The sequence below is a fragment of the Piscinibacter defluvii genome, from assembly GCF_004011805.1.
Taxonomy (GTDB): domain Bacteria; phylum Pseudomonadota; class Gammaproteobacteria; order Burkholderiales; family Burkholderiaceae_C; genus Piscinibacter; species Piscinibacter defluvii.
This window is the reverse complement of record NZ_ML137204.1, coordinates 3,845-7,895: the sequence shown is the minus strand read 5'-3', so window position 1 is coordinate 7,895 and position 4,051 is coordinate 3,845. Positions and strand designations below refer to the sequence as shown.

The window sequence follows — 4,051 nt, the reverse complement described above, 5'->3', positions numbered from 1 at the left end:
CATGTCGCGGAGGATTGACGCCACGGCTGAGTTCGAGGCATGCAAGTAGGCGTGTGGACGACGAACGCGAGGCCTAACCCTTCGCTCGAGCCGACCCCCAACGGCAAAGCACTTGGGCCGCGAGGCGCCAAGGCTTATCCTGCACCTCGCGGCCCAAGCGCCTTTCCGTTGGGGTCGTCTCAGCTCAAACGTTAGGCCGCACAGGGTGACCTCGGAGGACATCAAGCACCAGTTGTTGGCGAACGCCAAGGAGATCGCGCGCCTCAACGAGAGGATTCACGAGACTGTGCGCAACAGAGGCCGGAGCGCCAAGGCCCTGGAGGAATGGAAGGACGCCTGCGCGGAGTTTCATCGTCGCTACGACGAACTTGCCTTTCCAGGCGGCTATGACAGTGCACCCGAGCGAATCTTGGCCGGAGAACCCAACGCAATCGAGAGCGCGCTCTGCTTCCTCGAGTGCCGTCCATACTTCTTTCGGTCGGGCTACATGCACAAGGTGCTCCTGCGCAAGGTCAAGCAAGCACCGCTGTCCGAAGCTCAACAGTCTCGGCTGCGCGTAGTGCTCGAGCGAGCAGCTCAATGGCAAGCCGTTCGGCGGTCAAAGAGTGCGGCCTAACCCTTCGCTCGAGGCGACCCTCCACGGCTTGGCGCTTGGGCCGCGAGGCGCTCGCTGGCATCATCCGCCTCGCGGCCCAAGCGCCAACCCGCGGCGGTCGCCTCAGCTCAAACGTTAGGCGTCACGCATACCGTTCGAGGTGGTGCCCGCGCTCCACAAGCCGCCCCGGTGCTCTTCACACAATCGCGAGAAGGAGGACCGACACTAGTGCCACGAGCCAGGGAACACTCGTCGCGGCTACGGCTCTCGCATCGAGGCCAAGACGTCGGTACCGCACTGCCAGGACGAGGCAAGTCGCCAACGACACTGGGATAGCCAGAATCGCGATGAAGCCCACCAAAGCCTTGTTCGTGTACCCGCCATCGAAGAGCATGCCGGCAGGAATGAACAGCACCAGACTGGGCGCTATCGCAACCAGGTCGAGGAAGATGAGCAGGCGCAATAGGATCTTCATCGTGTGCTCGACACGGTGTCCGTCGCATCTTCTCGCGCTGCAGGCGAGCTGAGTGGAAGTTGCTTTACAGGGTGTCCCACACAGCATGCCCTTGCATTGAGCCCGAACAAGGATGACGCCTAACCCTTCGCTCGAGTCGACCCTCCACGGCTTGGCACTTGGGCCGCGAGGCGCTCGCTGGCATCATGCACCTCGCGGCCCAAGTGCCAATCCGCGGCGGTCGCCTCAGCTCAAACGTTAGGCCTCACACACCAAATCCCCGTCGCGCGCACTAAACACCCTGGCCAGTTCAACCATGAATCGCAGTTTGCTCCGGCTGTTCGTCAGGGTGACCAGGAACACTATGCCTCTAGCGTTGATCGGACTATTTGGCGTAGCCCTAGCTATCTCGGTCGAGCAACCAGGCCTTGCATTCCTCGGGGTCATGCTTCTTGTGCTTTCCGGGTTGGCGCAGATTGTGGATTCCGGGCGGTACGCCAAGAAGCGTCATCGGGCCGACGTTCGGAGCAAGTATGAAAAGCTCGTTGCGGAGCATTGGAAACTTACTCCCCCGCCGGATTGTGCTACTACCGCACAGAACTCCGGCACACAATCAATCAACCCGCCCGTCAGCCCACACAGTGAGGCCCAACCCTTCGCTCGAGCGGACCTCCACCGGCTTGGCACTTGGCCCGCGGGCCGGTGTGGTTTCATCCGTCCCGCGGGCCAAGCACCAAACCGGCGGGTCCGCTCAGCTCAAACGTTAGGCATCACGAGCAGATTCCGTAAGCGCCTCGAGTAGCGCTGAACGCTGCAACTGTGTAGACTTCCGCACAAGGAGTCGCACATGGCCACTAATCTCGCAATCGATCCAGATCTCCTCGAACGAGCAGTTCAAGTCAGCGGCGAGCGCACGAAGAAGGCCGCAGTCACACTGGCGCTGCAGGAGTTCATCGCCCGCCGAGAGCAGCGGCGCGTTGCCGATCTGCTAGGTAAGCTTGAATGGGACAAGTCGTTCGACTACAAGGCCGAGCGGTCCCGCCGCAAATGACCCTCATGGTCGACACAAGCGTCTGGTCGCTGGCACTCAGGCGGGACGCGGAGGCTACCGAGGCAGAAGTGCAAAACCTCAAGGAAGCGCTGCTCGGCTCAGAGGTGGTCGTCACAACGGGTCTGGTTCTCCAAGAACTCTTGCAGGGCTTCTCTGGCCCGAAAGCGCAGAGCCAGATCATCGAACGGTTCGCCGCCTTGCCACTGCTTCAGCCAGACCGAGACGACCATATCGGTGCAGCAGCCATACGCAACACCTGCCGCCAAGCGGGCGTCCAGATCGGCACCATCGATGCATTGCTCGCCCAACTTTGCGTGCGCCACGAGCTGACGCTTCTCTCCACAGACAAAGACTTCACGCATGCGGCCAAGCACTGTGCGCTTCGCGTTTGGCCGGCCAAGGCACGAGCCAAGCGGTGATGCCTAACCCTTCGCTCGAGTGGACGGCCACCGGCATGGCACCTTGGCCGCGAGGCGCTGTGGTACATGTTGCGCCTCGCGGCCAAGGCGCCATACCGGCGTCCGCCCCTCAGCTCAAACGTTAGGCCTCCGAAACACCAGCATGATCGCGCGTCTTCCGCTCCCGCCGGAAGCCTTGTCTGCGGACGGACACCGCTTCTACGCACTGCTCAACGATGCCGAAGACGTATCGGCAGTTGTGGTTGGTGTGAGCTACTTAGATGCCTGCCTAGCATCGTTGCTGCTGAAGAGCTTCAGGAAGGGCTCCACGGCTGAGCAACTTCTCGACTCCCGGTCCGGGCCTCTCGGCAGTTTTTCCTCCAGGGCCAGCTTGGCATACGCGTTAGGCCTGATCTCAAAGCCGATATTTCGTGATCTTCAGGTCCTCGCACAGTTACGCAACGAGGTCGCCCATCATCACTTTGCGCTCGACTTCTCCGCACCGAACATCCTGCTCCACGTCAACCGCTTGGCCTACGCCGCCGACCTTAGGGATTCCGGTACGGGGCGGCCAATCTTCGAGGCGGAGATTTTTGCCAACCCAAGGAACCGCTTCACCCTGTCGGCGATGATGATCTCCACCCAGTTGCTGTTTGCAGCGCTGAGCGCTAAGCGCCCTGCGACGGAGGCCTAACCCTTCGCTCGAGCGGGACCTCCGCCGGCAAGGCACTTGGCCCGCGAGCCGGTGTGGTCCATCATCCGTCCCGCGGGCCAAGCGCCTTCCCGGCTCCGGCCCCTCAGCTCAAACGTTAGGCGTCGCGAAACCGACGTCGGCTACAGTCCTCTTCCCAACACTAGCCGCACTCACAGTAGCCACGATATGAATCGCATGATTGCGCCGCTGCTTCTCGCCCTTACTGCAATGCTTTCCGCCTGCGCCACGAAGCCGTCCGGCGGTTCAGGCACAACCACCGCTAGCGAACAGGCGCCGGTACGTGCTGCGCCTCCGGTCGTGATTCCGGCTACCTCGGCAAAGCGACTCGTGCTGACAATGACAGGCACGGAGACCGTGGTGAAGTCAAAGGATTGGGCGGAATTCAAGCGCGAGTGGCGTGAGACTTTTGCCGAACATGCCAAGCAGTCTGGCGTCTCCTTCGACTTCGTCGACACCGCCCCAAGCCCCGGGACTGAAGAGGGGACGCTTTTGTCTGTCGACGTTGCTGATTACCGCATAGTCGGAATCGGTGCACGCGTCATGTTCGGCATCATGACGGGCAACGCGTTCATCGACGCGAAGGCGAAGTTTTCTAGCTTGCGTACGGGTACCCTTTACGGAGAGCAGCAGTACAACACCTCTTCTAGCGCCGCACATGGGATCTTCGCGAAGGTTACGCCCCAGCAGGTGGATGCAATTGCTGCGACTGTGTTCATGGACTTAAAGGCAGCCAAGTAGACGCTTCACATTGCACGACGCCTAACCCTTCACTCGAGGCGACCCTCCACGGCTTGGCACTTGGGCCGCGAGCCGCTGTTGTCCATCATCCGTCTCGCGG

Annotated in this window: 6 protein-coding genes; 5 read left to right on the top strand and 1 reads right to left on the bottom strand. The window is 61.4% G+C overall.

Annotated features, from left to right (window positions below):
- Positions 1–205 precede the first annotated feature (205 nt).
- Positions 206–616, top strand: a complete 411-nt coding sequence (locus D9C15_RS09440; RefSeq protein WP_205854765.1) for a hypothetical protein — start codon at positions 206–208, stop codon at positions 614–616.
- Positions 617–791: 175 nt separating this feature from the next.
- On the opposite strand, the gene D9C15_RS09435 is transcribed toward D9C15_RS09440, so the two are convergent.
- On the bottom strand, positions 792–1,070 hold the full coding sequence (locus tag D9C15_RS09435) for a hypothetical protein (protein WP_127997205.1): 279 nt from the start codon (positions 1,068–1,070) through the stop codon (positions 792–794).
- 826 nt (positions 1,071–1,896) lie between these two features.
- Between D9C15_RS09435 and D9C15_RS09430 the strand changes: the two genes are divergently transcribed.
- From D9C15_RS09430 to D9C15_RS09415, 4 genes are all read left to right on the top strand, one after another.
- A complete protein-coding gene (locus tag D9C15_RS09430; protein ID WP_127997204.1) occupies positions 1,897–2,100 on the top strand; it encodes a type II toxin-antitoxin system VapB family antitoxin in 204 nt (67 codons plus the stop codon).
- On the top strand, positions 2,097–2,519 hold the full coding sequence (gene vapC, locus D9C15_RS09425) for a type II toxin-antitoxin system VapC family toxin (protein ID WP_164886697.1): 423 nt from the start codon (positions 2,097–2,099) through the stop codon (positions 2,517–2,519). Before D9C15_RS09430 ends, vapC begins: the two co-directional genes overlap by 4 nt.
- A gap of 142 nt (positions 2,520–2,661) precedes the next feature.
- On the top strand, positions 2,662–3,192 hold the full coding sequence (locus D9C15_RS09420) for an MltR family transcriptional regulator (protein WP_127997202.1): 531 nt from the start codon (positions 2,662–2,664) through the stop codon (positions 3,190–3,192).
- Positions 3,193–3,387: 195 nt separating this feature from the next.
- Positions 3,388–3,951 (top strand): hypothetical protein, encoded by a 564-nt coding sequence (locus tag D9C15_RS09415; protein ID WP_127997201.1) that lies wholly within the window; start codon positions 3,388–3,390, stop codon positions 3,949–3,951.
- Positions 3,952–4,051: the final 100 nt, after the last annotated feature.

Excerpts from the sequence above, each read along its gene's own strand:
- D9C15_RS09435 (WP_127997205.1), bottom strand. The coding sequence starts at position 1,070 with ATGAAGATCCTATTGCGCCTGCTCATCTTCCTCGACCTGGTTGCGATA.
- D9C15_RS09430 (WP_127997204.1), top strand. The coding sequence starts at position 1,897 with ATGGCCACTAATCTCGCAATCGATCCAGATCTCCTCGAACGAGCAGTT.
- vapC (WP_164886697.1), top strand. The coding sequence starts at position 2,097 with ATGACCCTCATGGTCGACACAAGCGTCTGGTCGCTGGCACTCAGGCGG.
- D9C15_RS09420 (WP_127997202.1), top strand. The coding sequence starts at position 2,662 with ATGATCGCGCGTCTTCCGCTCCCGCCGGAAGCCTTGTCTGCGGACGGA.
- D9C15_RS09415 (WP_127997201.1), top strand. The coding sequence starts at position 3,388 with ATGATTGCGCCGCTGCTTCTCGCCCTTACTGCAATGCTTTCCGCCTGC.